The organism is Pseudomonas sp. Emmai (assembly GCF_055179735.1).
The window spans coordinates 1,798,787-1,823,825 of sequence record NZ_CM143685.1 but is presented as its reverse complement, the minus strand read 5'-3'; the positions used below and the strand labels follow the sequence as shown (position 1 = coordinate 1,823,825).

At 61.0% G+C, this 25,039-nt stretch carries 22 protein-coding genes; 11 read left to right on the top strand and 11 right to left on the bottom strand.

Annotation, left to right across the window (positions count from 1 at the left end):
• Nucleotides 1–234: 234 nt before the first annotated feature.
• Genes ACY4LX_RS08135 through ACY4LX_RS08120 form a run of 4 tightly spaced genes read right to left on the bottom strand, consistent with a single transcriptional unit; the run spans nt 235 to nt 3,238 of the window.
• Nucleotides 235–852, bottom strand: a complete 618-nt coding sequence (locus tag ACY4LX_RS08135) for a TPM domain-containing protein (RefSeq protein WP_149657237.1) — start codon at nt 850–852, stop codon at nt 235–237.
• A 28-nt stretch (nt 853–880) separates the two neighbouring features.
• Nucleotides 881–1,639, bottom strand: a complete 759-nt coding sequence (locus ACY4LX_RS08130; protein ID WP_149657238.1) for a TPM domain-containing protein — start codon at nt 1,637–1,639, stop codon at nt 881–883.
• 34 nt (nt 1,640–1,673) lie between these two features.
• The gene (locus ACY4LX_RS08125; protein WP_463259628.1) at nt 1,674–2,630 is read right to left on the bottom strand and encodes a TPM domain-containing protein; all 957 of its coding nucleotides are present in this window, start codon (nt 2,628–2,630) and stop codon (nt 1,674–1,676) included.
• Entirely contained in the window at nt 2,630–3,238 is a 609-nt protein-coding gene (locus tag ACY4LX_RS08120; protein WP_149657240.1) for a LemA family protein, read from the bottom strand. Before ACY4LX_RS08120 ends, ACY4LX_RS08125 begins: the two co-directional genes overlap by 1 nt.
• Nucleotides 3,239–3,477: 239 nt before the next feature.
• Here ACY4LX_RS08120 and bglX point away from each other — a divergent pair, with 239 nt between their 5' ends.
• Complete coding sequence (gene bglX, locus ACY4LX_RS08115; RefSeq protein WP_463259627.1) at nt 3,478–5,769, top strand: beta-glucosidase BglX; 2,292 nt, start codon at nt 3,478–3,480, stop codon at nt 5,767–5,769.
• Nucleotides 5,770–5,908: 139 nt separating this feature from the next.
• Here the strand turns inward: bglX and ACY4LX_RS08110 are convergent, their stop codons facing one another.
• The 5 genes from ACY4LX_RS08110 to ACY4LX_RS08090 form a co-directional block, all read right to left on the bottom strand.
• A complete protein-coding gene (locus ACY4LX_RS08110) occupies nt 5,909–7,066 on the bottom strand; it encodes a phospholipase D-like domain-containing protein (RefSeq protein ID WP_149657242.1) in 1,158 nt (385 codons plus the stop codon).
• Nucleotide 7,067: 1 nt separating this feature from the next.
• Nucleotides 7,068–7,658 carry a YceI family protein gene (locus ACY4LX_RS08105; RefSeq protein WP_149657243.1) on the bottom strand — a complete coding sequence of 197 codons (591 nt, stop codon included), beginning with the start codon at nt 7,656–7,658 and terminating at the stop codon, nt 7,068–7,070.
• A gap of 150 nt (nt 7,659–7,808) precedes the next feature.
• Complete coding sequence (locus tag ACY4LX_RS08100) at nt 7,809–8,132, bottom strand: amidase (protein WP_463259626.1); 324 nt, start codon at nt 8,130–8,132, stop codon at nt 7,809–7,811.
• Nucleotides 8,129–9,223, bottom strand: coding sequence for a serine hydrolase domain-containing protein (locus ACY4LX_RS08095; RefSeq protein ID WP_463259625.1), 1,095 nt, complete (start codon nt 9,221–9,223; stop codon nt 8,129–8,131). Before ACY4LX_RS08095 ends, ACY4LX_RS08100 begins: the two co-directional genes overlap by 4 nt.
• A 158-nt stretch (nt 9,224–9,381) precedes the next feature.
• A complete protein-coding gene (locus ACY4LX_RS08090) occupies nt 9,382–10,269 on the bottom strand; it encodes an acyl-CoA dehydrogenase middle domain-containing protein (RefSeq protein ID WP_463259624.1) in 888 nt (295 codons plus the stop codon).
• A gap of 154 nt (nt 10,270–10,423) precedes the next feature.
• Here ACY4LX_RS08090 and olsB point away from each other — a divergent pair, with 154 nt between their 5' ends.
• Nucleotides 10,424–11,179, top strand: a complete 756-nt coding sequence (gene olsB, locus ACY4LX_RS08085; RefSeq protein ID WP_149657247.1) for an L-ornithine N(alpha)-acyltransferase — start codon at nt 10,424–10,426, stop codon at nt 11,177–11,179.
• Entirely contained in the window at nt 11,179–11,973 is a 795-nt protein-coding gene (locus ACY4LX_RS08080) for a lysophospholipid acyltransferase family protein (RefSeq protein WP_149657248.1), read from the top strand. Before olsB ends, ACY4LX_RS08080 begins: the two co-directional genes overlap by 1 nt.
• 127 nt (nt 11,974–12,100) lie before the next feature.
• Here the strand turns inward: ACY4LX_RS08080 and ACY4LX_RS08075 are convergent, their stop codons facing one another.
• Nucleotides 12,101–12,670 (bottom strand): acyl carrier protein phosphodiesterase, encoded by a 570-nt coding sequence (locus ACY4LX_RS08075; RefSeq protein ID WP_463259623.1) that lies wholly within the window; start codon nt 12,668–12,670, stop codon nt 12,101–12,103.
• Nucleotides 12,671–12,840: 170 nt separating this feature from the next.
• On the opposite strand from ACY4LX_RS08075, the gene ACY4LX_RS08070 reads away from it, so the two are divergent.
• The 3 genes from ACY4LX_RS08070 to ACY4LX_RS08060 are packed head-to-tail and all read left to right on the top strand — an operon-like array spanning nt 12,841 to nt 15,405.
• Nucleotides 12,841–13,161 (top strand): ArsR/SmtB family transcription factor, encoded by a 321-nt coding sequence (locus ACY4LX_RS08070; protein ID WP_054046859.1) that lies wholly within the window; start codon nt 12,841–12,843, stop codon nt 13,159–13,161.
• Nucleotides 13,162–13,164: 3 nt separating this feature from the next.
• Nucleotides 13,165–14,334, top strand: coding sequence for an MFS transporter (locus ACY4LX_RS08065; protein ID WP_463259622.1), 1,170 nt, complete (start codon nt 13,165–13,167; stop codon nt 14,332–14,334).
• A 21-nt stretch (nt 14,335–14,355) separates the two neighbouring features.
• A complete protein-coding gene (locus ACY4LX_RS08060) occupies nt 14,356–15,405 on the top strand; it encodes an alkene reductase (RefSeq protein ID WP_149657251.1) in 1,050 nt (349 codons plus the stop codon).
• A 291-nt stretch (nt 15,406–15,696) separates the two neighbouring features.
• Here the strand turns inward: ACY4LX_RS08060 and emhR are convergent, their stop codons facing one another.
• The gene (gene emhR, locus ACY4LX_RS08055) at nt 15,697–16,329 is read right to left on the bottom strand and encodes an efflux system transcriptional repressor EmhR (protein ID WP_149657252.1); all 633 of its coding nucleotides are present in this window, start codon (nt 16,327–16,329) and stop codon (nt 15,697–15,699) included.
• Nucleotides 16,330–16,593: 264 nt separating this feature from the next.
• On the opposite strand from emhR, the gene emhA reads away from it, so the two are divergent.
• The 5 genes from emhA (at nt 16,594) to ACY4LX_RS08030 (ending at nt 24,994) form a co-directional block, all read left to right on the top strand.
• Entirely contained in the window at nt 16,594–17,748 is a 1,155-nt protein-coding gene (gene emhA, locus ACY4LX_RS08050) for an efflux RND transporter periplasmic adaptor subunit EmhA (RefSeq protein WP_463259621.1), read from the top strand.
• 3 nt (nt 17,749–17,751) lie between these two features.
• Nucleotides 17,752–20,901 (top strand): efflux RND transporter permease subunit EmhB, encoded by a 3,150-nt coding sequence (gene emhB, locus ACY4LX_RS08045; RefSeq protein WP_463259620.1) that lies wholly within the window; start codon nt 17,752–17,754, stop codon nt 20,899–20,901.
• The gene (gene emhC / locus ACY4LX_RS08040; RefSeq protein ID WP_463259619.1) at nt 20,898–22,358 is read left to right on the top strand and encodes an efflux RND transporter outer membrane subunit EmhC; all 1,461 of its coding nucleotides are present in this window, start codon (nt 20,898–20,900) and stop codon (nt 22,356–22,358) included. The genes emhB and emhC overlap by 4 nt, the downstream gene beginning before the upstream one ends.
• Nucleotides 22,359–22,661: 303 nt before the next feature.
• Nucleotides 22,662–23,921: an OprD family porin gene (locus ACY4LX_RS08035; protein ID WP_149657256.1), complete on the top strand. Its 1,260-nt coding sequence runs from the start codon at nt 22,662–22,664 to the stop codon at nt 23,919–23,921.
• Between the two features lie 263 nt (nt 23,922–24,184).
• The gene (locus ACY4LX_RS08030; RefSeq protein ID WP_463259618.1) at nt 24,185–24,994 is read left to right on the top strand and encodes a methyltransferase domain-containing protein; all 810 of its coding nucleotides are present in this window, start codon (nt 24,185–24,187) and stop codon (nt 24,992–24,994) included.
• The last annotated feature ends 45 nt before the right edge of the window (nt 24,995–25,039 follow it).

The following is a 25,039-nucleotide window of genomic DNA, read 5'->3' as shown; positions in this document are numbered from 1 at the left end:
ACGGTGCGAATCCGTGGCAAGTGCATTATTTGTGGTGAACCGATATCTGTATTTGCGGTGAACCGATATCTGTGGCGAGGGAGCTTGCTCCCGCTCGGCTGCGCAGCAGTCGCAATGCAGACGATGAGGTGGGTCCGACAGAACTCGGTTGCCGGTTTTGGGGCCGCTTCGCAGCCCAGCGGGAGCAAGCTCCCTCGCCACAAAAGCACATCAACTTCCAGATTGGAAATGACCTCAGCCCAACACCACCAACCGATTCGGCAATTCATTGCGCACCTGCGTCACCGGCACATGCACCTTGAGCAACTCGCCGCACGCCTCGATGCAGGTCACAAACCCCTGCAACGTCTGGCCCTGTTTCACCTGTTGGGTAAACGCCGCGACAATCCCTTCCCAGGTCTTGTTGTCCAGGCGCCTGGAGATCCCTTCATCCACCAGGATTTCCACATAACGCTCGGCTTCGCAGACAAAAATCAACATCCCGGTGCTGCCCACGGTGTGGTGCAGGTTCTGCTCCAGGAACTGCCGCCGGGCCAGGTTCGAGGCGCGCCAGTGGCGAACCCGGCGCGGGATCAGATGCGTGGTGATTTTCGGAATCCGGAACACCAGGCACAGCACGATAAAACTCGCCCATTGCACCAGCAACAGGCTGTGCAGGGTCAGCACGCCGGTCAGGTAATGCACGACACCCGGCACCACCAACGCTAGCAAACTCGCCCACAGCAGCGGGATGTACACGTAGTCGTCGGCGCGGGCCGCGAGCACCGTCACCAGTTCGGCGTCGGTTTCGCGCTCGACCCGGGCAATCGCCTCGGCGACTTTGCGTTGTTCGTGTTCAGTCAGTAATGCCATGGTTATAAACGCTCGCTCATTATTATTGTCACCAGCCGCCCGACGAACCGCCGCCCCCGAAACTGCCCCCGCCACCGCTGAAGCCCCCGCCACCTCCACCGCCGCCACCAAACCCACCACCGCCGAAACCGCCTCCCGAACCACCGGAGCCGCCGCGACCGGCTGGCAGGATACCGAGCATCTGGCAGATGAAAATCGTCAGGATGAACAGCATCACCAGAAAGATGAACACGCCGGGGTGCCGTGAGATGAAATCGCTGTCCTCATCACCGCGCGGCTCATACACCGTCGAGGGTTCGTCCAGCGAACTACCGCCCAACACCACCAGCATCGCCGCAACCCCGTCGCTGATGCCCTTGCTGAAGTTGCCGGTCTTGAACGCCGGGGTGATCACCTGGTTGATGATCACCGAACTCTGGGCATCGGTCAGGCGATCTTCCAGGCCATAACCGACTTCGATCCGCAGCTTGCGCTCGTCACGGGCCACGATCAGCAGCGCGCCGTTGTTCTTGTCCTTCTGGCCGATGCCCCAGGCGCGGCCGAGTTGATAGCCGAAGTCCGCGATGTCGGTGCCCTGCAAATCCGGCAACGTCACCACCACCAATTGCTCGCCGGTGGCGGTTTCGTGGGCCTGGAGCTGCTGGGTCAACTGCTCGCGCACCGCCGGTTCGATCATCTGCGCGTTGTCCACCACCCGCCCGGTCAGCGGCGGGAATTTCAACTCGGCCTGGGCCGTGATCGCAACAACCCAGAGCAACAGCACCAGGCCGGATTTGAAGATTCCCATCAGCACCTCTTCCTTAATTGTTCACCCCGGCGCACTACCAACTGCCGGAAGCCCCGCCACCGCCAAAGCTGCCACCGCCGCCCGAGAAACGGTCCGAGTCCGAATCGGAGCTCGAACTGCTGCTGGAATCGTCGGAGGTACTCGAGCTGCTGATCCAGCTCCAACTCGATTCCTGGTCAGCCTTCGGTTCCCGTCGTGGCGGACTGTCGTCATCATCGACCGGCGTGTATTTGTCAGACTCGGACGGAAAATATTCTTCCTCTTGCCACGATCTGAGAAACCCCACGATTGGAATCCCCAGAAAAACAAAAAAGAACACGAGCTTTACCCACCAACTCCAGTCAATCGAATCCAGCCAGCTCCTTTCCACGGAACGATTGACCACCCTCGGCAGGTCGGTTGGCACAAGCATTCTTACGATCGACGTAGTCCCGGCAATGATCCCCGATGAGTACAGATCATCCTTGAAATAGGGAACGATCGATTCATTGATGATAAAGCCGGCCCACATGTCATTGATCTGCGCCTCAAGCCCGTACCCTACTTCAATCCGCACCTTACGGTCATCGCGCGCCACCAACAGCAGGACGCCATTGTTTTTGTCCTGCTGCCCGATGCCCCAATGCCGGCCCAGTTGCACACCGAATTCCTCGATGCTGTAGCCACCCAGGCTCGGGACCGTGACCACCACCACTTGATCGGTCGTGGCCTGTTCCAGTTGCTTGAGCATCTGCTCAAGGTAAACCACCGCTGAAGGTGTCAATAACTGCGCCGTGTCGACAACGCGTCCGGTCAGTTTGGGAAACAGACTTTCCAGGGGGATTGCCGTCGCGGGGGCCGGTTTGGGCTCGACCTGCGAAACGGGCTGCGATTGACGCAACGCTAACCCGTCCGTGGGTGTTGGAGCCTGTTGTTGCGCCATCACGGCGCAACTGGTTACCAGCCAGAGCGACAGCAGCGTGCCTCGCAGCACGCGCTGTACGCCGCCCATCAGAATTTAACTTGCGGCGCTTTATCGGCATCCGGGCTGGTGGCTTCGAAGGTTTCGCGGATCGGCAAATCGCTGTACATCACGCTGTGCCACAGCCGACCCGGGAAGGTGCGGATTTCGGTGTTGTATTTCTGCACCGCCAGGATGAAGTCGCGACGGGCCACGGCGATGCGGTTTTCGGTGCCTTCAAGTTGCGATTGCAGAGCCAGGAAGTTTTGGTTGGCCTTGAGGTCCGGGTAGCGTTCGGACACCACCATCAAACGACTCAAGGCACCGGTCAGTTGATCCTGGGCCTGCTGGAATTGCTTGAGTTTTTCCGGGTTGTCCAGGGTATTGGCATCGACCTGGATCGACGTCGCCTTGGCCCGGGCTTCGATCACCGCGGTCAGGGTGTCTTCTTCGTGCTTGGCGTAGCCCTTGACGGTTTCCACCAGGTTGGGGATCAGGTCGGCACGGCGCTGGTACTGGTTCTGCACCTGGCCCCAAGCGGCCTTGGCCTGTTCGTCGAGGGTCGGGATGTTGTTGATGCCGCAACCGGTCAGCAGCGTGGTCAGCAGCATCAGCGCCGCGACGTGCAGGCTTGAGCGATAGTTGAGTCGTACATTCATGTAGGTGATGCTCCCGTGCACAATCCGTTGAAAAACTGCCCGTAACCTTTGAACCAGGCTCTTGGGGCATAATCTGCCGCCGCCACTGGATTGCAGCGGAGCAATGGGCTAAAAGATGCCCCCAGTACAAGAAACGCGTCAGAAGTGTGCTGCATTTACCTGAACAACAATAGTCGCTCCCTAAATTTTGGCTGATCGGCACCTATTCACTGCCGTTTAGGCCTTTGAGAAAACTATTCATGAAGAAGCTGTGTTTGCTGGGCCTGTTCGTCAGCCTGGCCAGTCATCACGTATTGGCCGCCACGACACCCGCACCTCTGGAGAACAAGGACGCTTTCATCAGCAACCTGATGAAGCAGATGACCCTCGATGAAAAAATCGGCCAGTTGCGCCTGATCAGCATCGGCCCGGAAATGCCTCGGGAGCTGATCCGCAAGGAAATCGCCGCCGGCAACATCGGGGGCACGTTCAACTCCATTACCCGCCCGGAAAACCGTCCGATGCAGGACGCGGCCATGCGCAGCCGGTTGAAGATCCCGATGTTCTTCGCCTATGACGTGATCCACGGCCACCGCACCATTTTCCCGATCCCCATTGCCCTGGCATCGAGCTGGGACATGGACGCCATCGGCCGCTCCGGGCGCGTTGCCGCCAAGGAAGCCGCAGCCGATAGCCTCGACATCACCTTCGCGCCGATGGTCGATGTCTCCCGCGACCCGCGCTGGGGCCGCACTTCCGAAGGCTTCGGTGAAGACACGTATCTGGTGTCGCGCATTGCCGGCGTGATGGTCAGGGCCTTCCAGGGCCAGGGCGCCAACGCCGCCGACAGCATCATGGCCAGCGTCAAGCACTTCGCCTTGTATGGCGCGGTCGAAGGGGGTCGCGACTACAACGTGGTCGACATGAGCCCGGTCAAGATGTACCAGGACTACCTGCCACCGTACCGCGCCGCGATTGATGCCGGCGCTGGCGGGGTGATGGTTGCCCTGAACTCGATCAACGGCGTGCCGGCCACGGCCAACACCTGGCTGATGAACGACCTGCTGCGCAAGGAATGGGGCTTCAAGGGCCTGGCGGTCAGTGACCACGGGGCGATTTTCGAGCTGATCAAGCACGGCGTCGCGGCGGATGGTCGTGAAGCCGCGAAGCTGGCGATCAAGGCCGGCATCGACATGAGCATGAACGACACCCTCTACGGCAAAGAGCTGCCGGGGCTGTTGAAGGCTGGCGAGATCGAACAGAAAGACATCGACAACGCCGTGCGCGAAGTGCTGGCCGCCAAGTACGACATGGGCCTGTTCAAGGACCCGTACCTGCGCATCGGCAAGGCTGAAGACGACCCGGCCGACACCTACGCCGAAAGCCGTCTGCACCGCCCCGAGGCCCGCGATGTGGCGCGCCGCAGCCTGGTGTTGCTGAAAAACCAGAACGACACCCTGCCCCTGAAGAAAACCGCGAAGATCGCCCTGGTCGGTCCGTTGGCCAAGGCGCCGATCGACATGATGGGCAGCTGGGCCGCCGCCGGTAAGCCGGCGCAATCGGTCACCCTGTTCGACGGCATGAACGCCGCCGTGGCCGACAAAGCCACGCTGATCTATGCGCGTGGCGCCAACATCACCAGCGACAAGAAAGTCCTCGATTACCTTAACTTCCTGAACTTCGATGCCCCGGAAGTGGTGGATGATCCGCGTTCGGCCAAGGACCTGATCGACGAAGCGGTGAAAGCGGCCAAGGATGCTAACGTTGTGGTTGCCGCTGTTGGCGAATCCCGTGGCATGTCCCACGAGTCGTCGAGCCGCACCGACCTGAACATCCCGGCCAACCAGCGCGAGTTGATCAAGGCGTTGAAAGCCACCGGCAAACCGCTGGTGCTGGTGTTGATGAACGGCCGTCCGCTGTCGATTCTCGAAGAGAAAGACCAGGCCGACGCAATCCTGGAAACCTGGTTCAGCGGCACCGAAGGTGGCAACGCCATCGCCGACGTGCTGTTCGGCGACTACAACCCGTCGGGCAAATTGCCGATCACCTTCCCGCGTTCGGTGGGTCAGATTCCGACCTACTACAACCACCTGAGCATCGGCCGGCCGTTCACGCCGGGCAAACCGGGCAACTACACCTCGCAGTATTTCGATGACACCACCGGGCCGCTGTTTCCGTTCGGTTTCGGCCTGAGCTACACCACGTTCAGCGTGGAAGACATGGCCCTGTCGTCGACCACCCTGAACAAGACCGGCAAGCTCGACGCCAGCGTCATGGTGAAAAACACTGGCCAGCGTGACGGCGAAACCGTGGTGCAGTTGTACATCCAGGACGTGACCGGCTCGATGATCCGCCCGGTCAAGGAACTGAAGAACTTCCAGAAAATAATGCTCAAGGCCGGCGAACAGAAAGTCGTGCACTTCACCATTACCGAAGACGACCTGAAGTTCTTCAACGCCCAGCTCAAGTACGGCGCCGAACCGGGCAAGTTCAACGTGCAGATCGGCCTGGACTCCCAGGACGTGACGCAGCAGAGCTTTGAATTGCTGTAACACCGTGGGAACGATCAACCCGCCCTTGTAGGAGCGAGGCTTGCCCGCGAAGACGGCATCACATTCAACATCTTCGTCGAATGTGATGCCGTCTTCGCGGGCAAGCCTCGCTCCTACAGGAGGTCGTCGGTGTGGGTGGTTAGCCCCGCCGATCCAGCAGATTCACCACCACCCGATCCACCCAGCCCCACACCCTCTGCTTGATCCGCCGCCACAATGGCCGGCGTTGCCATTCCTCCAGGCTGACTTCCTGGCTCAGGGCAAAGTCCTTCTCGAAACTCGCCGCCACTGCCGCCGTCAATCCGGGGTCCAGCGCTTCAAGGTTGGCTTCGAGGTTGAAGCGCAAATTCCAGTGATCGAAATTGCACGAACCAATGCTCACCCAGTCGTCCACCAGCACCATTTTCAGGTGCAGGAAACACGGCTGGTACTCGAAGATTTTCACCCCGGCCTTGAGCAGGCGCGGGTAGTAGCGATGCCCGGCGTAGCGCACCGACGGGTGATCGGTGCGCGGCCCGGTCAGCAGCAGGCGCACGTCGATACCGCGCGCGGCGGCTTTGCGCAACGAGCGACGGACTTTCCAGGTCGGCAGGAAATACGGCGTGGCCAGCCAGATGCGCTGCTGGCCGCTGTTCAACGCGCGGAACAACGACTGCAGGATGTCCCGGTGCTGGCGGGCGTCGGCATAGGCCACGCGGCCCATGCCTTCGCCCATGGACGGCACACGCGGCAAACGCGGCAGGCCGAAATGCGAGGCGGGTTTCCAGGCGCGGCGGTGGCGGTTGGCGATCCATTGACGGTCGAACAGCAATTGCCAGTCGAGCACCAGCGGGCCGGTCATTTCCACCATCACTTCGTGCCATTCGCTGGTGTCTTCGCCCGGGGTCCAGAATTCGTCGGTCACGCCTGTGCCGCCGACCACCGCCAGACGTTGATCGACCAGCAACAACTTGCGGTGGTCGCGATAGAAATTGCCGACCCAACGCCGCCAGCTCAAGCGATTGTAGAAACGCAGTTCCACCCCCGCCGCCATCAAGCGTTGGCGCAGGTTCAGGGTGAAGGCGAGGCTGCCATAGTCATCGAACAGGCAACGCACCCGCACACCGCGCTCGGCGGCTTGCACCAACGCCTGGACCATCGCCTCGGCGCAGGCCCCCGCCTCCACCAGATACAGCTCCAGTTCGACCTGCTCTTCGGCACGGGCAATCGCCACCAACATGCGCGGAAAGAACTGCGGACCGTCGATCAGCAGTTCAAAGTGATTGCCTTCACGCCACGGAAATACGGCACCGGCCATGTCAGCGCGCCGTGAAAATCAGTACCGCACTCACCGGCACCGACAGGCTGATGGCCGACAACCCGGCGACCTTGCGCAAACTGTCCAGCCCTGGGGCCAGGTCGAAATCTTCAGCGTTGATCACCAGCGGCTCCAGCGTGACCACTTGAAAGCGCCGGTCATCGAGGCGGGTCGCCAACAGTTCAGTGGTGTATTGGTGTTGCTTGCCGTGGAGGCTGACGGTCAGCGGCAAGCGCAATTCCAGCTGGGCGCCGGGGGCCAGGTCGTTGATCGGGCGCAGGTCGATCTGCGCGGTGATCACGGCGTCGGGGAAGGTCTGGATCTCGAACAGGTCCTTGCGCATCCGCTCGTCACGCAACGGGATACCGCTGTTCACTGAATCCATCTCGACTTCCACCTGCGCCAGGCCCGTGGGATCGACCTTGCCGTGCAGCACGAGAAAGCGCTGCACTTCGGAAATATTGGCGTTTTTGGTGCTGATGAACGACAGCCGCGACGACTCGCCATCGAGGTACCAATCGGCGTGGGCCGACAGCGTGGCGCCGGTCAGCAGCAGGAAGGCGAGGGTTTTGCAAAAGGAGCGGTTGAACATAAAGACCCGTGGGGCAAGAAAACCTGAGCGAACCTTAACCGGGCGTGGGCGTGTTGCAAACCGAAACCTGTAGGAGCAAGGCTTGCCTGCGATGGCGATCTCAGGGACGCCATCGCGGGCAAGCCATGCTCCTACAGAATGCGATCTGGTTCAGGGTTGCAGGCGACAGCCCTGGCGTTCGCCGATCCACTGCGCGCTGTTGCTGCGCCCCAGGCCGCTGACCGTCACGCGCTTGCTCGCTTCGTCATCGTCAAATCCGCTGAAGGGCAACCACTGCTTCACATAGCCCCGGCAATACTGGGCGTCGTTGTTCATCACGTAGCGGCACGAACAATATTCCTTGGCGGTGTAGCCGCTGATGATGTCCGGAAACGCCCACAGTGCGACACGCTCCTGCCAGATCCAGCCGAGCAGTAAAACCAGCAGCAAAAGAAGAATGCTGGAGAACGGACGGCGACGAACAAACCGGCTCATGGCTGCACCTTCCCGGCAAACGCCTTGAGCGCGAGGTTGAGCAATTCGTTGTGCCGATACGTCCCGTCTCGATCATCGCCATAACGCACGATCACCAGGTTTTCGCTGGGGATCACGTACAGCGCCTGGCCCCAATGCCCCAGCGCGGCGAAGGTGTCGGCCGGGGCGTCCGGCCAAGGTGGTGCCGCGCCGTCCACTGCGCGGTTGAGCCACCACTGGCCGCCGGGCACGGCTTCGTCCTGATGGGCGCGATAACCGGCGAAGGGTTCACGGTTGAAGGCGACCCAGTCCTTGGGTACCAATTGCCGCTCGCCCCAACGACCATCGCGCGCCATCAACAGACCGATCCGCGCCAGGTCCCGGGCGGTGAGGTAGGCATAGGACGAGGCGACAAACGTGCCGGTGGCGTCGGTTTCCCACACGGCATGCCGAATCCCCAGGGGCTCGAACAATGCCGTCCATGGATAGTCGGGATAACGATTCGGGCCAACGATGGTTTTCAGTGCTGCCGACAGGAGGTTGCTGTCGCCGCTGGAATAGCGAAACGCCTGGCCAGGGGTCGCGTATTCGTCGTGGGCGGCGGTGAACGTGGCCATGTTCGCGTGACCGCGGGTGTAGAGCATGGCCACCACCGAGGATTTCAGCGGCGCGTATTCGTAGTCTTCCTGCCAGTCCAGGCCGGAGGCCCAATGCAACAGGTCGGCCAGGGTAATCGTCGGGTGGTTTTCCAGCGCCGGATAAAACTTCACCGCCGGGTCCTGCAACCTGAACAAGCCTTCGCCATAGGCCACGCCGAGGACCGTGGCCATCAGGCTTTTGCTGATCGACCAGGTCAGGTGCGGGGTGTCGGCGGTGGTCGGGCCGGCGTAGCGTTCGTAGATCAGTTGACCGTCGCGGATCACCAGCAAGGCGTCGGTGCGGATGCCGGTTCGGGTGGAGTCATCGCGGGTCGCAAAGGCGTAGGTTTCCAGGGCTTCCAGGGCCGGGCCGGTGATGGTCGGGCCTTGCGACCATTGTTCGGTGGGCCAGTTTTCGGCGTGGGCCGTTTGGCTGAGCAGCAGCATGATGAACAGCGACAAGCCTTTGAACATGGAGGGGGCTCGGGAGGATGGACCTGCTGAGCCTAGTTGAGGTTGATGACAGTTTTGGAATGTGCGTCGGTCATGATGACGCCTTCGCGGGCAAGCCTCGCTCCTACAGGGAATTGCGCTAAACCTGTAGGAGCGAGGCTTGCCCGCGAAGAGGTCCGTCAGCCGGACAAGGATCCCGCCAACGCCTTGGCCAACCGCTTCCCCCGCGCCCCCGCCGCCAGATCCATCACCGCTTGATCGCGCTGCCACATCTGCGCCCAAAGCGGCGGCCCTTCAGCCAGCGCCTGATTCACCTCGGCCTTGAGCCCATCGAACTGCGCAAACAACCCGCCGAGCACCACGTGCCCGGCCGGATTGCCTGGCGCTTGCCGACTGACCTCCGCACACCCGGCCAACAACGCGAGCAACCGCAATTGCAGGGTTGGCGGCCAGTCGCTGTCCTGCCCGACGCCATACAGCCACGCGCTCATGGCGCTCAGCACATAGATGTCTTCCAGGGTGCGGAACGGTTTGACGTAAGCGTCCCAGCCATCGCCGGCCAGCAACTCGCAGAAGGCGTTGTCGAGAAATACCTGGCCGTGGCTGATGTCCGGCATCAAGGCGATGGCCGGGAGTTTTTCCAGGCGCACGCCTGGCTCGCCGGGATAGACCACCGCCAGGTTCAGGCGCGGGACTTCGCCGGGTTCTTCGCTGCGAGCAGCGATCAGCAGCCAATCGGCGGCGTCGCCGGCGGTGACGAAATCCTTGCGCCCGTTCAGACGCAAATCCTTGAGGCGGGTCTGCATGTCGGCCGGGCGCAGGCTGCGTTGTTCGGTCGCACACAAGGCGCCGAGGCTCTGTGGCGCGCTCGGCCACAACACGCGCAACGCCGCTTGATAACCCACCAGAAACGCCAACCCCGGCGTCGCCATCAAGCGCGCGCCAGCCACCGCCAGTTCGAACGGCGTGACCGCGCCCAACTGATGCAACAACGTCGCAAAGCCTTCGGCCAGGTCGGCATTGGCCGGCAGGCGTTCGCGGCGATTGAGCAGGGTTTGCCAGGGCATAAGAGTCTCCTTGTGGGCTGTCATATAAGCATCACCAAAGCTTAACGGCGATGACACCGGGGCTACATAGCCTGACTTTGCACAACACGGCTGCATAAAGAAAGTCGATCGGCTGCAACCCACGACGGGTGCACGGCCCGTACGGAGATTCACAATGACTCAGATCGCCCGCATCAGCGACACCGGCAATGAACGCCGCCTGCAAGCCGAACGCCTGATCGGCAGTGAGGCCTTGCAGGAAGCCCAGGCCTTGCGCTTCAACGTATTCAGCGGCGAATTCAACGCCAAGCTGAAAGGCGCGGAACGCGGTCTGGACATGGATGACTATGATGTTCACTGCGCCCACATCGGCGTGCGTGACTTGAACACCGGTCGTCTGGTGGCCACCACCCGATTGCTCGACCACACCGCCGCCAGCAGCCTGGGCAAGTTCTACAGCGAAGAAGAATTCAGCTTGCACGGCCTGGTCCACTTGAAAGGCCCGATCCTCGAAATCGGCCGCACCTGCGTCGACCCGGCCTACCGCAACGGCGGCACCATCGCCGTGCTCTGGGGCGAACTGGCCGAAGTCCTGAACCAGGGCGGCTACAGCTATTTGATGGGTTGCGCGAGCATCCCGATGCAGGACGGCGGGATCCAGGCCCACGCCATCATGCAGCGCCTGCGCGAACGCTACCTGTGCACCGAACACCTGCGGGCCGAGCCGAAAAAACCGCTGCCTGTGTTAGACCTGCCGTCCAACGTCATCGCCGAAATGCCGCCGCTGCTCAAGGCCTACATGCGCCTGGGCGCGAAGATCTGCGGCGAGCCGTGCTGGGATGAAGACTTCCAGGTCGCCGACGTATTCATCCTGCTCAAGCGCGACGAACTCTGCCCGCGTTACGCCAAACACTTCAAGGCGGCTATGTAATGAGCCGCCTTCGGGTGTACGCGCGAATTGCGCGAGTGCTGTTTGTGGTGGCGCTGGGCCTGACCATGGCCAGTGTGTTCGGCGTGTTCGAACGCGCCGGGATTGCCCATTCGATGGTCCGTCGTCAGCGCTGGTCGCGGTTTTTCATGGCGCGGCTGAGCAACGCCCTGCCCTTTCGCGTGACGGTGCATGGTGAACTGCCGAAGGCGCCGATGCTCTGGGTCAGTAATCATGTGTCCTGGACCGACATTCCGTTGCTGGGGATGATCACGCCGCTGTCGTTCCTGTCCAAGGCCGAAGTGCGTACCTGGCCGGTGGCCGGCTGGTTGGCGGCCAAGGCGGGCAGCCTGTTTATCCGTCGCGGTTCGGGCGACAGCCAGTTGATCCGCAAGCAGATGACCCGTCACCTGGAGCAACAGCACCCGCTGCTGATGTTCCCGGAAGGCACCACCACCGATGGCCGTTCGCTGCGTACCTTCCACGGTCGCTTGCTGTCAGCGGCGATTGATGCCGAAGTCGCGATGCAGCCGGTGGCGATCCGTTATCTGCGCGATGGTGAAATCGATCCGCTGGCGCCGTTCATTGGTGATGATGATTTGCTCTCGCACCTGATGCGCTTGTTTGCCAATGACCGGGGCGAGGTGGAGATTCACTTGCTTAAGCCGATTGCCTGCGAAGGTCGCGAACGTGCGGCGCTGGCGTTCGAAGCGCAGCAGGCGGTGCAGCGGGCGTTGTTTGGTGAAGTGGCGAAACCTGCCGAACCGCGGCGTGTCGGCGAACTGATCGCCGCGTAATGCCGCATCAAACCGAACTGAACGCCGCGCCAACTCTGCTTCTGTAGGAGCGAGGCTTGCCCGCGAAGCTTTTAGCGCTTTCAAAGGCCCCTTCGCGAGCAAGCCTCGCTCCTACAGGTAATGGGTGTCAGCGGTTTTTGACGAAATCCTGAAGCTGCGGATAGAACAGCCGAAAGTCATCACTCAACGGCTCATACAACACCCGCAACTCCTGCATCGCCCCGACCAGTTCTTCAGGCTTGGTCAAGCGCCGGGAAATCCCCCGCAACACCTGCGCCAGCACCTCGAAATCCTCGTAAGACCCCAACCAGTCATTGGCCACCATGTGCGGCGCGATTTGCGCCAGGCGCTCGGGCAACTGCGGTTCGCTGGACAGCACCCGGTAAACGTCCGACGTGAATTGCGCCAGCGGCTGATCGGCATAAAGCGTCCAGTCCCGCGCCAGGCAATGGTCGAAAAACACATCGAGGACGATCCCGGCATAGCGCCGACGCGTGACGGTAAACCGCGACAACGCGATGTCCACCAACGGATGGCGGTCGGTAAAGACGTCGATGCTGCGATGCAGCTGGATGGCGGCTTCGATGTCCGGGGTGTACTGCCCTTGCAGGCGCCCTTTGACGAAATCGCCATACAGGCTGCCGAGCCATTGACCGGGGCGTTGGCCACCGAGATGAAGATGTGCGAGATAGTTCATGTCGCGCAGCTTAGCACTGCCGCCTCCTGTTGTTACAAACACGTATCGTTATAACCCGATATACCGATTTACACGGTCTACAGATCGAAATCATATTGGTATATCGCGATTCAACGATTTAAAGTTCGCCCCATCGCGATATAGCGTTTTACTCATTACGAGCCCACACCATGACCCTTGACCTCGACGAAATAATAAAAGCGCTGGCACACCCAGTACGCCGAGACATCCTCATCTGGCTGAAAGACCCCAAGGTCCAGTTTCCGGAACAGATCCACAACCACGAATACGGCATATGCGCCGGGCAGATCGATCAACGCTGCGGCTTGTCGCAGTCGACCGTGTCCGCCCATTTGGCCACATTGCAACGTGCGGGTCTGATCAGCAGCCAGAAAGCCGGTCAATGGCACTTCTTCAAACGCAACGAGGACGTGATCCAGGCGGCCCTCGACGCCATCGTCAAAGAGCTCAGTGCTCCGACCAGGAATTAACCAATGCCCCTCTCGCTACTCATTCTGGCCCTGAGCGCCTTCGCCATCGGCACCACCGAGTTCGTCATCATGGGCCTGCTGCCCGATGTGGCGGCTGACCTGGGTGTTTCAATCCCCGGCGCCGGCTGGCTGGTGACCGGTTACGCCCTGGGCGTGGCCATCGGTGCACCGTTCATGGCACTGGCCACCGCCCGCCTGCCGCGCAAGGCCGCCCTGGTAGCGTTGATGGGGATTTTTATCGTCGGCAACCTGCTGTGCGCCATGGCCAGTGACTACAACGTGTTGATGTTTGCCCGCGTGGTCACTGCCCTGTGCCACGGCGCGTTCTTCGGTATCGGTTCGGTGGTGGCGGCAGGCCTGGTGCCGGCCAACAAGCGCGCTTCGGCCGTGGCGCTGATGTTCACCGGTTTGACCCTGGCCAACGTCCTTGGCGTACCGCTGGGCACCGCGCTCGGTCAGGAAGCCGGCTGGCGCTCGACCTTCTGGGCGGTGACCGTGATCGGTGTGATTGCATTGATCGGCCTGATCCGCTTCCTGCCGGCCAAGCGCGATGAAGAAAAACTCGATATGCGCGCTGAATTGCGAGCCCTCAAAGGCGCCGGGATCTGGCTGTCGCTGACCATGACAGCGTTGTTTGCCGCGTCGATGTTCACCCTCTTCACCTACGTCGCTCCGCTGCTTGGCGATGTGACCGGCGTCTCGCCCAAAGGCGTGACCTGGACCCTGCTGCTGATCGGCCTCGGCCTGACGGTCGGCAACATCATCGGCGGCAAGCTGGCGGACAAACGCCTGGCCGCCACGCTGATCGGCGTCTTCATCTCGATGGCCGTGGTTTCGACAGTCCTGACCTGGACCAGCGTCGCGCTGATCCCGACTGAAATCACCCTGTTCCTCTGGGCCACCGCTTCATTTGCCGCCGTCCCTGCGCTGCAAATCAACGTGGTGACCTTCGGCAAGGCGGCACCGAACCTGGTCTCGACCCTGAACATCGGCGCCTTCAACGTCGGCAACGCACTCGGTGCCTGGGTCGGCGGCAGCGTCATCGCCCACGGCTTCGGCCTGACCAGCGTGCCCCTCGCGGCGGCCGCACTGGCGGTGCTCGCCCTGCTGGTGACCCTGATTACTTTCCGTCAGAGCGGCGATCCCGAACTGGCCCCTGCCACTACTCATTGATCTTCAAAAGAGAGCTATTTCATGACGACTATTTTCGATCCAATCAAACTGGGCGACCTCGAGTTGGCCAACCGCATCATCATGGCGCCGCTGACCCGCTGCCGCGCCGACGAAGGCCGTGTGCCGAACGCGCTGATGGCCGAGTACTACGTCCAACGGGCCTCGGCCGGCCTGATCCTCAGCGAGGCCACCTCGGTCACGCCGATGGGCGTCGGCTACCCGGACACCCCGGGTATCTGGTCCAACGACCAGGTGCGTGGCTGGGCCAACGTGACCAAAGCGGTCCATGCGGCCGGCGGCAAGATCGTCCTGCAACTGTGGCACGTCGGCCGGGTCTCCCACCCGTCGTACCTGAACGGCGAAGCTCCGGTCGCACCGAGCGCCATCCAGCCTAAAGGCCATGTCAGCCTGGTGCGTCCACTGGCCGACTATCCAACGCCACGGGCTCTGGAAATCGAAGAAATCGCTGATGTCGTAGACGCCTACCGCGTCGGCGCCGAAAACGCCAAGGCTGCCGGTTTCGACGGCGTGGAAATCCACGGCGCCAACGGTTACCTGCTCGACCAGTTCCTGCAAAGCAGCACCAACCAGCGCACCGACCACTACGGCGGTTCCCTGGAAAACCGTGCACGCCTGCTGCTGGAAGTGACCGACGCCGCCATCGAAGTCTGGGGCGCTGGCCGTGTCGGTGTGCACCTGGCACCGCGCGCCGACTCCCATGACATGGGCGACGACAACCTGTCCGAGACCTTCACCTACGTCGCTCGCGAACTGGGCAAGCGTGGCATCGCGTTCATTTGCTCCCGCGAGAAAGAAGCCGGCGACAGCCTCGGCCCACAACTGAAAGAAGCCTTCGGCGGCCCGTACATCGCCAACGAGCGCTTCACCAAGGACAGCGCCAATGCCTGGCTGGCCTCCGGCAAGGCTGATGCGGTCGCGTTTGGCGTGCCGTTCATCGCCAACCCGGATTTGCCCGCGCGCTTGAAGGCGGATGCGCCGCTTAATGAAGCGCGCCCAGAACTGTTCTACGCCAAGGGTCCGGTCGGTTATATCGACTATCCAACGCTGTAAGGGTGCTTACAGGAGCAAACGCTGCTCCTGCGCAAACGCAAAAGCCCCGACTCGAAAGAGCCGGGGCTTTTTGCATAGAGCGTTCAAAGATTGCAGGCTAAGGTCACTTTTTCGGGTTTATTTACAGTCGTTCACACGCACGAAACAAATTCCCTACAAAATACGTAGCTCGCTACCTATCAACCTGCTACTAGTCCGTATATAAAAGCACACCATGCCTTGGGGTGAAGAAATCAGCGCCTTCTACCCACTGGGGTGTTGACACACCCTGTCCCAAATACGCATTTTGTTTCATTTGCGCAGGCTGGGGCTCAGGCGCAGCATGTCCAACCCTGTATCGACCCAGCGCTCGGCTTCGGCGTGCAGCTCAAAGCTGTCCGGGGCCAGCAGCCACTGATACAGGATGCCGTCGATGTAGGCGTGCAGGCTGATCGCCGCGCGGGCCGTGTCGAGATCTTCGGGCAACTGTCCGCGATTCACCGCATTACTCAAGGCCAGGGCGATTCGCACGTTGCAGTCGAGGCTGACCGCACGGCGCTGCTGGCGCAGGTCACACATTTCATCGGTGAATTCGCACTTATGAAACAGAATCTCATTGATGCGACGGGTCTTCGGGTCCAAGGCAACTTGATGAAACAAATGAGTCAGCAGCTTGCGCATGCAGCCCAGCGGATCGAGTTCATCCTCACTCTCGCTGGCCTTGGCCATTTCATCCAGCGGCTCATGCAAGGTATCGAGCATGGCCTGCACCAGATCCGCCTTATTGCTGAAATGCCAGTAGATGGCCCCGCGAGTTACGCCGGCCAGGGTGGCGATGTCCGCCAGTGTCGTGCGCGCCACGCCCCTTTCATAAAAGGCTTTCTCTGCCGCTTCGAGAATCTGGCTACGGGTTTCTTGAGCTTCCTCTTTGGTACGACGGACCATGGCAGTACAACCTCAATCAGGATGCTTCAGCGATGTCTGAACAGCCGCTGAATAAAAGTGGGGCAAGCGCTCTTGGGCATCGTCCCCGGCCTACAATTCAAATCTTTGACGGCTTTTGTAACGAAGTGGGTAAGCAGCCAAGGTATTTACAAACAACCATGAACGTAAGTATATTCCTTAGCAAGCTACTTATCCACTCAGCACACCTTTTTTACCCTTCCACCTTTCTAGTGCGCATTTTGCGCGCCTGACCCGAGGATTTTCATGCAATTCAAGCCAGCTGTTACCGCCCTGGTCACTGCCGTCGCCCTGGCATCGCTGCTCAGCGGATGTAAAAAGGAAGAGGCACCTCCTGCCGCTCCCGCCCCTCAGGTCGGCGTCGTCACCCTGCAACCTCAAGCCTTTACCCTGACATCCGAACTGCCGGGACGTACCAGTGCGTACCGCATCGCCGAAGTTCGCCCGCAGGTCAACGGCATCATTCTCAAGCGCCTGTTCAAGGAAGGCGGCGACGTCAAGGCTGGCCAGCAGCTCTATCAGATCGATCCGTCGGTCTATGAGGCCACCCTGAAAAGCGCCCAAGCCAACCTGCAACAGACCAAGTCGATCTCCGATCGTTACCAGCAACTGGTCAAGGAGCAAGCGGTCAGCCGCCAGGAATACGACACGGCCCTGGCCAATCGTTTACAGTCGGAAGCGACCTTGCAATCGGCCCAGATCAACGTGCGCTACACCAAGGTCTACGCACCGATCACCGGTCGTATCGGCCGATCTTCGGTAACCGAAGGCGCGCTGGTCACCAGCGGCCAGACCGACGCCATGGCCGTCATCCAGCAACTGGACCCAATCTACGTCGACGTGACCCAGTCTTCGGTCGAGCTCCTTGAGCTGCGCCGTGAACTGGAAAGCGGTCGCCTGCAAAAGGCTGGCGACAACTCGGCCGCGGTCAAGCTGACCCTGGAAGACGGCAGCCAGTACAAGCAGGACGGCAAACTGGAGTTCTCCGAAGTCTCGGTTGACCAGACCACCGGTTCCGTCACCTTGCGCGCCGTGTTCCCCAACCCTGATCACACCCTGCTGCCGGGCATGTTCGTGCACGCCCAGCTGCAATCCGGCGTGAACAGCGCAGCGATCCTCGCACCGCAACAAGGTGTGACCCGCGACCTCAAAGGCACCCCGACCGCACTGGTCGTCGGTCCGGACAACAAGGTCGAGCTGCGTCAGTTGAAGGCCAGCCGCACCGTCGGTAGCCAATGGCTGATCGAAGACGGTCTCAAGGCGGGCGATCGCCTGATCACCGAAGGGCTGCAATTCGTCAAGCCTGGCGTTGAAGTCAAGGCCACGGAAGCAACCAACGTTGGCAAGAACCCGGCCCCCGCTCAAACAGCTGACAAGGCTTACAGCGGCAAAGGGGAGTAAACCATGTCGAAATTTTTTATCGACCGTCCGATTTTCGCCTGGGTAATTGCCCTGGTGATCATGCTGGTCGGGGCTCTATCGATCCTCAAACTGCCGATCAACCAATACCCGAGCATTGCGCCTCCAGCCATCGCGATCTCCGTGACCTACCCGGGCGCTTCGGCCCAAACGGTTCAGGACACCGTGGTCCAGGTGATTGAACAGCAACTCAACGGTATCGACAACCTACGTTATGTGTCGTCGGAAAGTAACTCCGACGGCAGCATGACCATTACCGCCACCTTCGAGCAGGGCACCAACTCCGACACCGCGCAGGTTCAGGTTCAGAACAAACTGAACCTGGCCACCCCACTGCTGCCGCAAGAAGTGCAGCAACAGGGGATCCGCGTGACCAAGGCAGTGAAAAACTTCCTGCTGGTGATTGGCGTGGTGTCGCAAGACGGCAGCATGTCCAAGGACGACTTGTCCAACTACATCGTGTCGAACATGCAGGACCCGATCTCCCGGACCGCCGGTGTCGGTGACTTCCAGGTCTTCGGTGCCCAGTACGCGATGCGGATCTGGCTCGACCCGGCCAAGTTGAACAACTACAACCTGACCCCGGCCGACGTCAGTGCCGCGATCTCGGCACAGAACGTTCAAATCTCCTCCGGTCAACTGGGCGGCCTGCCTGCGTTGCCTGGCCAGCAATTGAACGCCACGATCATCGGCAAGACCCGCCTGCAAACTGCCGAGCAGTTCAAGGCGATCCTGCTGAAGGTCAACAAGGATGGTTCGCAAGTTCGTGTCGGTGATGTCGCCGATGTCGGCCTCGGTGGTGAGAACTCCAGCATCGCGGCGCAGTTCAACGGCAAGCCGGCTTCCGGTCTGGCGGTAAAACTGGCCAACGGTGCCAACGCTCTCGACACGGCCAAGGCTCTGCGCAAAACCATCGACAGCCTGAAACCATTCTTCCCGGAAGGGATGGAAGTGGTATTCCCGTATGACACCACGCCAGTGGTGACCGAGTCGATCAAGGGTGTGGTTGAAACCCTGGTCGAAGCGATCGTACTGGTGTTCCTGGTGATGTTCCTGTTCCTGCAAAACTTCCGCGCCACCATCATCACCACGATGACCGTGCCGGTGGTATTGCTGGGTACGTTCGGGATCCTCGCGGCGTTCGGTTTCAGCATCAACACCCTGACCATGTTCGGTATGGTGCTGGCCATCGGCTTGCTGGTGGACGATGCCATCGTCGTGGTGGAAAACGTCGAGCGGGTGATGAGCGAGGAAGGCCTGTCACCCAAGGAGGCCACCAAGAAATCCATGGGGCAGATCCAGGGCGCGCTGGTCGGTATCGCGTTGGTACTGTCGGCGGTACTGCTGCCGATGGCGTTCTTCAGCGGCTCCACCGGTGTGATCTACAAGCAGTTCTCGATCACCATCGTCTCGGCCATGGCCCTGTCGGTATTGGTTGCCCTGATCTTCACCCCGGCACTCTGCGCCACCATGCTCAAGGCGATACCGAAAGGCGAGCACGGCACTCCTAAACGCGGCTTCTTCGGCTGGTTCAACCGTAACTTCGACCGTGGCCTCAGAAGCTACGAGCGCGGTGTCGGCAACATGCTCAAGCACAAGATCCCGTACTTGCTGGCTTACCTGTTGATCATCGTCGGCATGATCTGGCTGTTCACCCGCATTCCGACCGCGTTCCTGCCGGAAGAAGACCAGGGCGTACTGTTCGCCCAGGTGCAAACCCCGGCCGGTTCCAGTGCTGAACGCACGCAAGTGGTGATCGACGAGATGCGTTCCTACCTGCTGGAGAAAGAATCCGGCGCGGTGGCTTCGGTGTTCACCGTGAACGGCTTCAACTTCGCCGGTCGTGGCCAGAGCTCGGGCCTGGCGTTCATCATGCTCAAGCCGTGGGGCGAGCGTAACGCTGACAACAGCGTGTTTGCCCTGGCAGGTCGCGCCCAGCAACACTTCTTCAGCTTCCGCGACGCGATGGTGTTTGCCTTCGCACCGCCGGCGGTCCTGGAGTTGGGTAACGCCACCGGTTTCGACGTGTTCCTGCAAGACCGTGCCGGTATCGGTCACGACAAGCTGATGGCGGCGCGTAACCAGTTCCTCGGCATGGCGGCGCAGAGCAAGGTGCTGTATCAGGTGCGTCCGAACGGCCTGAACGACGAGCCGCAATACCAGCTGGAAATCGACGACGAGAAAGCCAGCGCCCTGGGCCTGACCCTCTCCGACATCAACAGCACGCTGTCGATTTCCTTCGGTAGTAGCTACGTGAACGACTTTATCGACCGTGGTCGGGTGAAGAAGGTTTACGTTCAAGGCAAGCCAGGCTCGCGGATGAGCCCGGAAGACTTGAAGAAGTGGTATGTGCGCAACAGCGCGGGGACCATGGTGCCGTTCTCCGCCTTCGCCAAGGGCGAGTGGGTGTACGGTTCGCCGAAACTGGCCCGTTACAACGGCGTGGAAGCGATGGAAATCCTCGGGGCTCCAGCGCCGGGCTACTCCACCGGTGAAGCCATGGCCGAAGTCGAAGCCCTTGCCAAGAAACTGCCGGCGGGTGTGGGGATTTCCTGGACCGGTCTGTCGTACGAGGAACGCTTGTCCGGTTCCCAGGCGCCGGCGTTGTACGCCCTGTCGCTGCTGATGGTGTTCCTGTGTCTGGCGGCCCTGTATGAAAGCTGGTCGATTCCGATCGCGGTCATGCTCGTGGTACCGCTGGGGATCATCGGTGCGTTGATGGCTACCAGCCTGCGAGGGCTGTCCAACGACGTGTACTTCCAGGTGGGGCTGTTGACAACCATCGGTCTGGCATCGAAAAACGCCATTCTGATCGTCGAGTTCGCCAAGGACTTGCACGAGCAAGGACGCAGCCTGCGCGAGGCGGCCATCGAGGCCTGCCGCATGCGTCTGCGACCGATCATCATGACGTCGCTGGCCTTCGTCCTTGGTGTGGTTCCGCTCGCCATCTCCACTGGTGCCGGTTCGGGCAGTCAGCACGCGATCGGTACCGGGGTAATTGGCGGTATGATCACCGCCACGGTCCTGGCGATCTTCTGGGTCCCACTGTTCTTCGTCACCGTGTCGTCCATCGGCCAGCGCAAAAAAGCTGATCAGGATGACGCTATTGAAAATCCTAAAGAGGCTGGCCAATGAGCAAGTCGCTACTCTCCCTAGCTGTTGCCGCCTTCGTGCTCGGTGGCTGCTCGCTGATTCCTGACTATCAGCAGCCGGCAGCACCGGTGGCAGGTCAATTCCCGCAGGGGCCAGCGTATTCGCCGGCCCAGGCGCCGAGCCAGGCCGCCGCCGAACAGGGCTGGAAGCAGTTTTTCCATGACCCGGCGCTGCAACAGATGATCCAGGTCGCCCTGGAAAACAACCGTGACCTGCGTGTCGCGGCCCTGAATATCGACGCCTTCGCGGCGCAGTACCGCATCCAGCGTGCCGATCTGTACCCGGCCATCTCGGCTAACGGCACCGGCAGCCGCCAGCGCGTTCCGGCGGACGCTTCGCAAACCGGTCAGGCGGGCATCACCAGCTCCTACTCGGCAACTGTCGGCATCAGCGCCTATGAACTCGACCTGTTCGGTCGGGTTCGCAGCCTGAGCGAAGAAGCCCTGCAGAAGTACTTCGCCACCGAAGAAGCACGGCGCAGCACGCAGATCAGCCTGGTGGCCAGTGTGGCCAACGCCTACATGACCTGGCAGGCCGACAAGGAACTGCTGAAACTGACTCAGGACACCCTCGGCGCCTTCGAGGAGAGCTACAAGCTCACCTCGCGCAGCAACGAAGTCGGGGTCGCCTCGGCCCTGGACCTGGCCCAGTCACGTACCTCGGTGGAAAACGCCCGGGCGCAACTGGCCAAGTACACCCGTCAGGTCGCTCAGGACGAAAACAGCCTGGTGCTCCTGCTCGGCACCGGTGTCCCGGCCAATCTGCAAGCCGCCAAGCCACTGTCTGACGACCTGCTGAGCGATGTACCGCCGGGCCTGCCGTCGGACCTGCTGCAACGTCGTCCGGACATCCTTCAGGCCGAATACAACCTGAAGGCCGCCAACGCCAACATCGGCGCGGCGCGGGCTGCGTTCTTCCCGAGCATCAGCCTGACCGCCAATGCCGGGACCCTGAGCCCGGACCTGTCCGGTCTGTTCAAGGGTGGTTCGGGGACCTGGCTGTTCTCGCCGCAGATCAACCTGCCGATCTTCAACGCCGGCAGCCTGCGCGCCAGCCTGGATTACTCGAAGATCCAGAAAGACATCGGCGTGGCGAACTACGAGAAGTCCATTCAAACGGCCTTCCAGGAAGTCGCCGACGGCCTGGCCGCCCGCCAGACCTACACCGACCAGTTGCAGGCCCAGCGTGATTTCGTCGCCGCCAACCAGGACTACTACCGTCTGGCCGAGCGTCGCTACCGCATTGGTGTCGACAGCAACCTGACCTTCCTCGACGCCCAGCGCCAGTTGTTCAGTGCCCAACAGGCGCTGATCACCGACCGTCTGGCGCAGTTGAACAGCGCCGTCAATCTGTACAAGGCGCTGGGTGGTGGCTGGAACGAACAAACGGCGAAGAACGAGCCGCTGAAAGAAGAAGCGCCGAAGTTGAAGTTGTTCTGATAGCGCTTTGAAATACAAGAAGCCCACCGATTGGTGGGCTTTTTGTTGCCTTGGGAAAAAGCGAAGATCTTTGTCGTTCGATAATCGCCCAAAACCCGCTCCCGCCAATTGAATCGCGCCGCCGATCCCCCGCACCATTCGCTCCACAAAACCAATAACAACAGGTTCACCACCATGCCCCCACGCCCTGCCCTGTCCGGCTGATCGCTCCCGATTCATCCCCCGATTTCGAATCTTGTGTCTGCACCCCCAGGTTGCGGCAGCGCCCCGTTTCACCCCTAACAATTAGAGAGCCCCGTGCACATGAAGCCTTCCACCGCGCAGTACCTGTTTCCCAGCCTCATCGCCGCCGCGCTGGCCGGCAACGCCCTGCCAGCCGCCGCCGAAGAATCGGGTTTTGTCGAAGGAGCCAAGGTCAACCTGAACCTGCGCAATTTCTACATCAACCGCAACTTCACCAACCCGACCAAGGCCCAAGGCAAGGCAGAGGAATGGACGCAAAGCTTCATCCTTGACGCCAAGTCCGGCTTCACCCAGGGCACGGTCGGTTTCGGCATGGATGTGCTGGGGTTGTACTCGGTGAAACTCGACGGCGGTAAAGGCACGGGCGGTACACAGTTGCTGCCGCTGGACCATGACGGGCGCCCGGCGGACAACTTTGGCCGCACCAACGTCGCGTTCAAGGCCAAGCTGTCCCAGACCGAAGTGAAGGTCGGCGAATGGATGCCGGTGCTGCCGATCCTGCGCTCGGACGACGGCCGCTCCCTGCCGCAAACCTTCCGTGGCGGGCAGATCACCTCGAAGGAAATCGATGGCCTGACGCTCTACGGCGGCCAGTTCCGCGCCAACAGCCCACGGGACGACAGCAGCATGAGCGACATGTCGATGGTCGGCAAAGCGGCATTCACCTCCGACCGCTTCAACTTTCAGGGCGGCGAATATGTGTTCAACGACAAACACACCCAGATCGGCCTGTGGAACGCCGAACTCAAGGACATCTACAGCCAGCAGTTCATCAACCTGATCCACACCCAGCCCCTCGGTGACTGGACCCTCGGCGCCAATATCGGCTACTTCTATGGCAAGGACGACGGCAGCGCCCGGGCCGGGGAACTGGACAACAAAACCTGGTCGGGCATGTTCTCGGCCAAATACGGCGGCAACACCTTCTACGTCGGCCTGCAAAAGCTCACCGGCGACAGCGCCTGGATGCGCGTCAACGGCACCAGCGGCGGCACGTTGGCCAACGACAGTTACAACAACAGCTACGACAATGCCCAGGAACGCTCCTGGCAGTTGCGCCATGACTACAACTTCGTCGCCCTCGGCATCCCCGGCCTGACCCTGATGAACCGTTACATCAGCGGCGACAACGTGCACACCGGCACCATCACCAACGGCAAGGAATGGGGCCGCGAGAGCGAACTGGGCTACACCGTGCAAAGCGGCACGCTCAAGGACCTGAACTTCAAATGGCGCAACTCGACCATGCGCCGGGATTTCAGCAACAACGAGTTTGATGAGAACCGCTTGATCGTGAGCTATCCGATCAGTCTGTTGTAAGGCTCGATGACGCCTTCGCGGGCAAGCCTCGCTCCTACACCGTCCCTGTAGGAGCGAGGCTTGCCCGCGAAGAACGATAACGCGGTCCCCTTGCCACCCGTCAGCCCAGGTGGCACTTCGCGGCCCTTCTATTACAGTGAAAAAACCTGACAGGACTCAGGCATTTTCCATACACCCTACTTCCGTTATCTGTTGATGTTGGTCCCCAGGACTTGAGCCAGGCTGTCATCGGAAGACACCGCTGATCAACGGAGGACCACCTCATGATCACCCGACTACCACCCGGCGACACCACTTGGAACGCCAAGGCCTACCAGCAGTTTTCCCGCCTCAGGCAACGACCAGTCAACGAATTGCTCGACCGCATCGACCTCGAACACCCCACACACATCTATGACTTGGGCTGCGGCACCGGCATTGCCACGCAACTGCTGGCCAAGCGCTGGCCCCGGGCCCGATTAATGGGTGTGGACAGCTCCGAGCACATGCTCGCCGAGGCCCGCGCCCTGCCTATCAAAGCCCGGTGGAAACACTGCGATCTGTTGACCTGGCAACCAGAGGTGCCAGCGGATCTGCTGTTCGCTGCCGCCGTGCTGCACTTTATCGACGACCACCAACAGTTGCTGCCGCGCCTGCTGCGACAACTCAACCCCGGAGGCTGCCTCGCCGCGCACATGCCCGACTGGCGGGATGCCTTGTGGTACCAACTGATGCTCGACACCCTGGACGATGCGGGGCCTGGTGGTGTGCCGCTGGGAACGCCGGAGTTGCGCCAGACGATGGCTCACCGAACGTTATTGTCCCTGGAAGGCTATTACCGCCTGCTCGCACCGATCACCCGATCCCTTGATATCTGGGAAACCGAACAGTTGCAGGTGGTGGACGGCAAATCGCCGATCTACGACTGGGTCAAGGTCTCGGCCTTGCGACCGGTGCTGCTGGGATTGAAGGCTGAGGAACAGGCGCGATTCATCTATCACTACCTGATGCGCGTGCATAAGCATTACCCGCCGGAGAACGACGGCCGCACGTTGTTTCCGTTCAAGCGGATTTTCATTGTGGCGACGGTGTAAACATCAAAAGATCGCAGCCTTCGGCAGCGCCTACGTGTTTGTGGG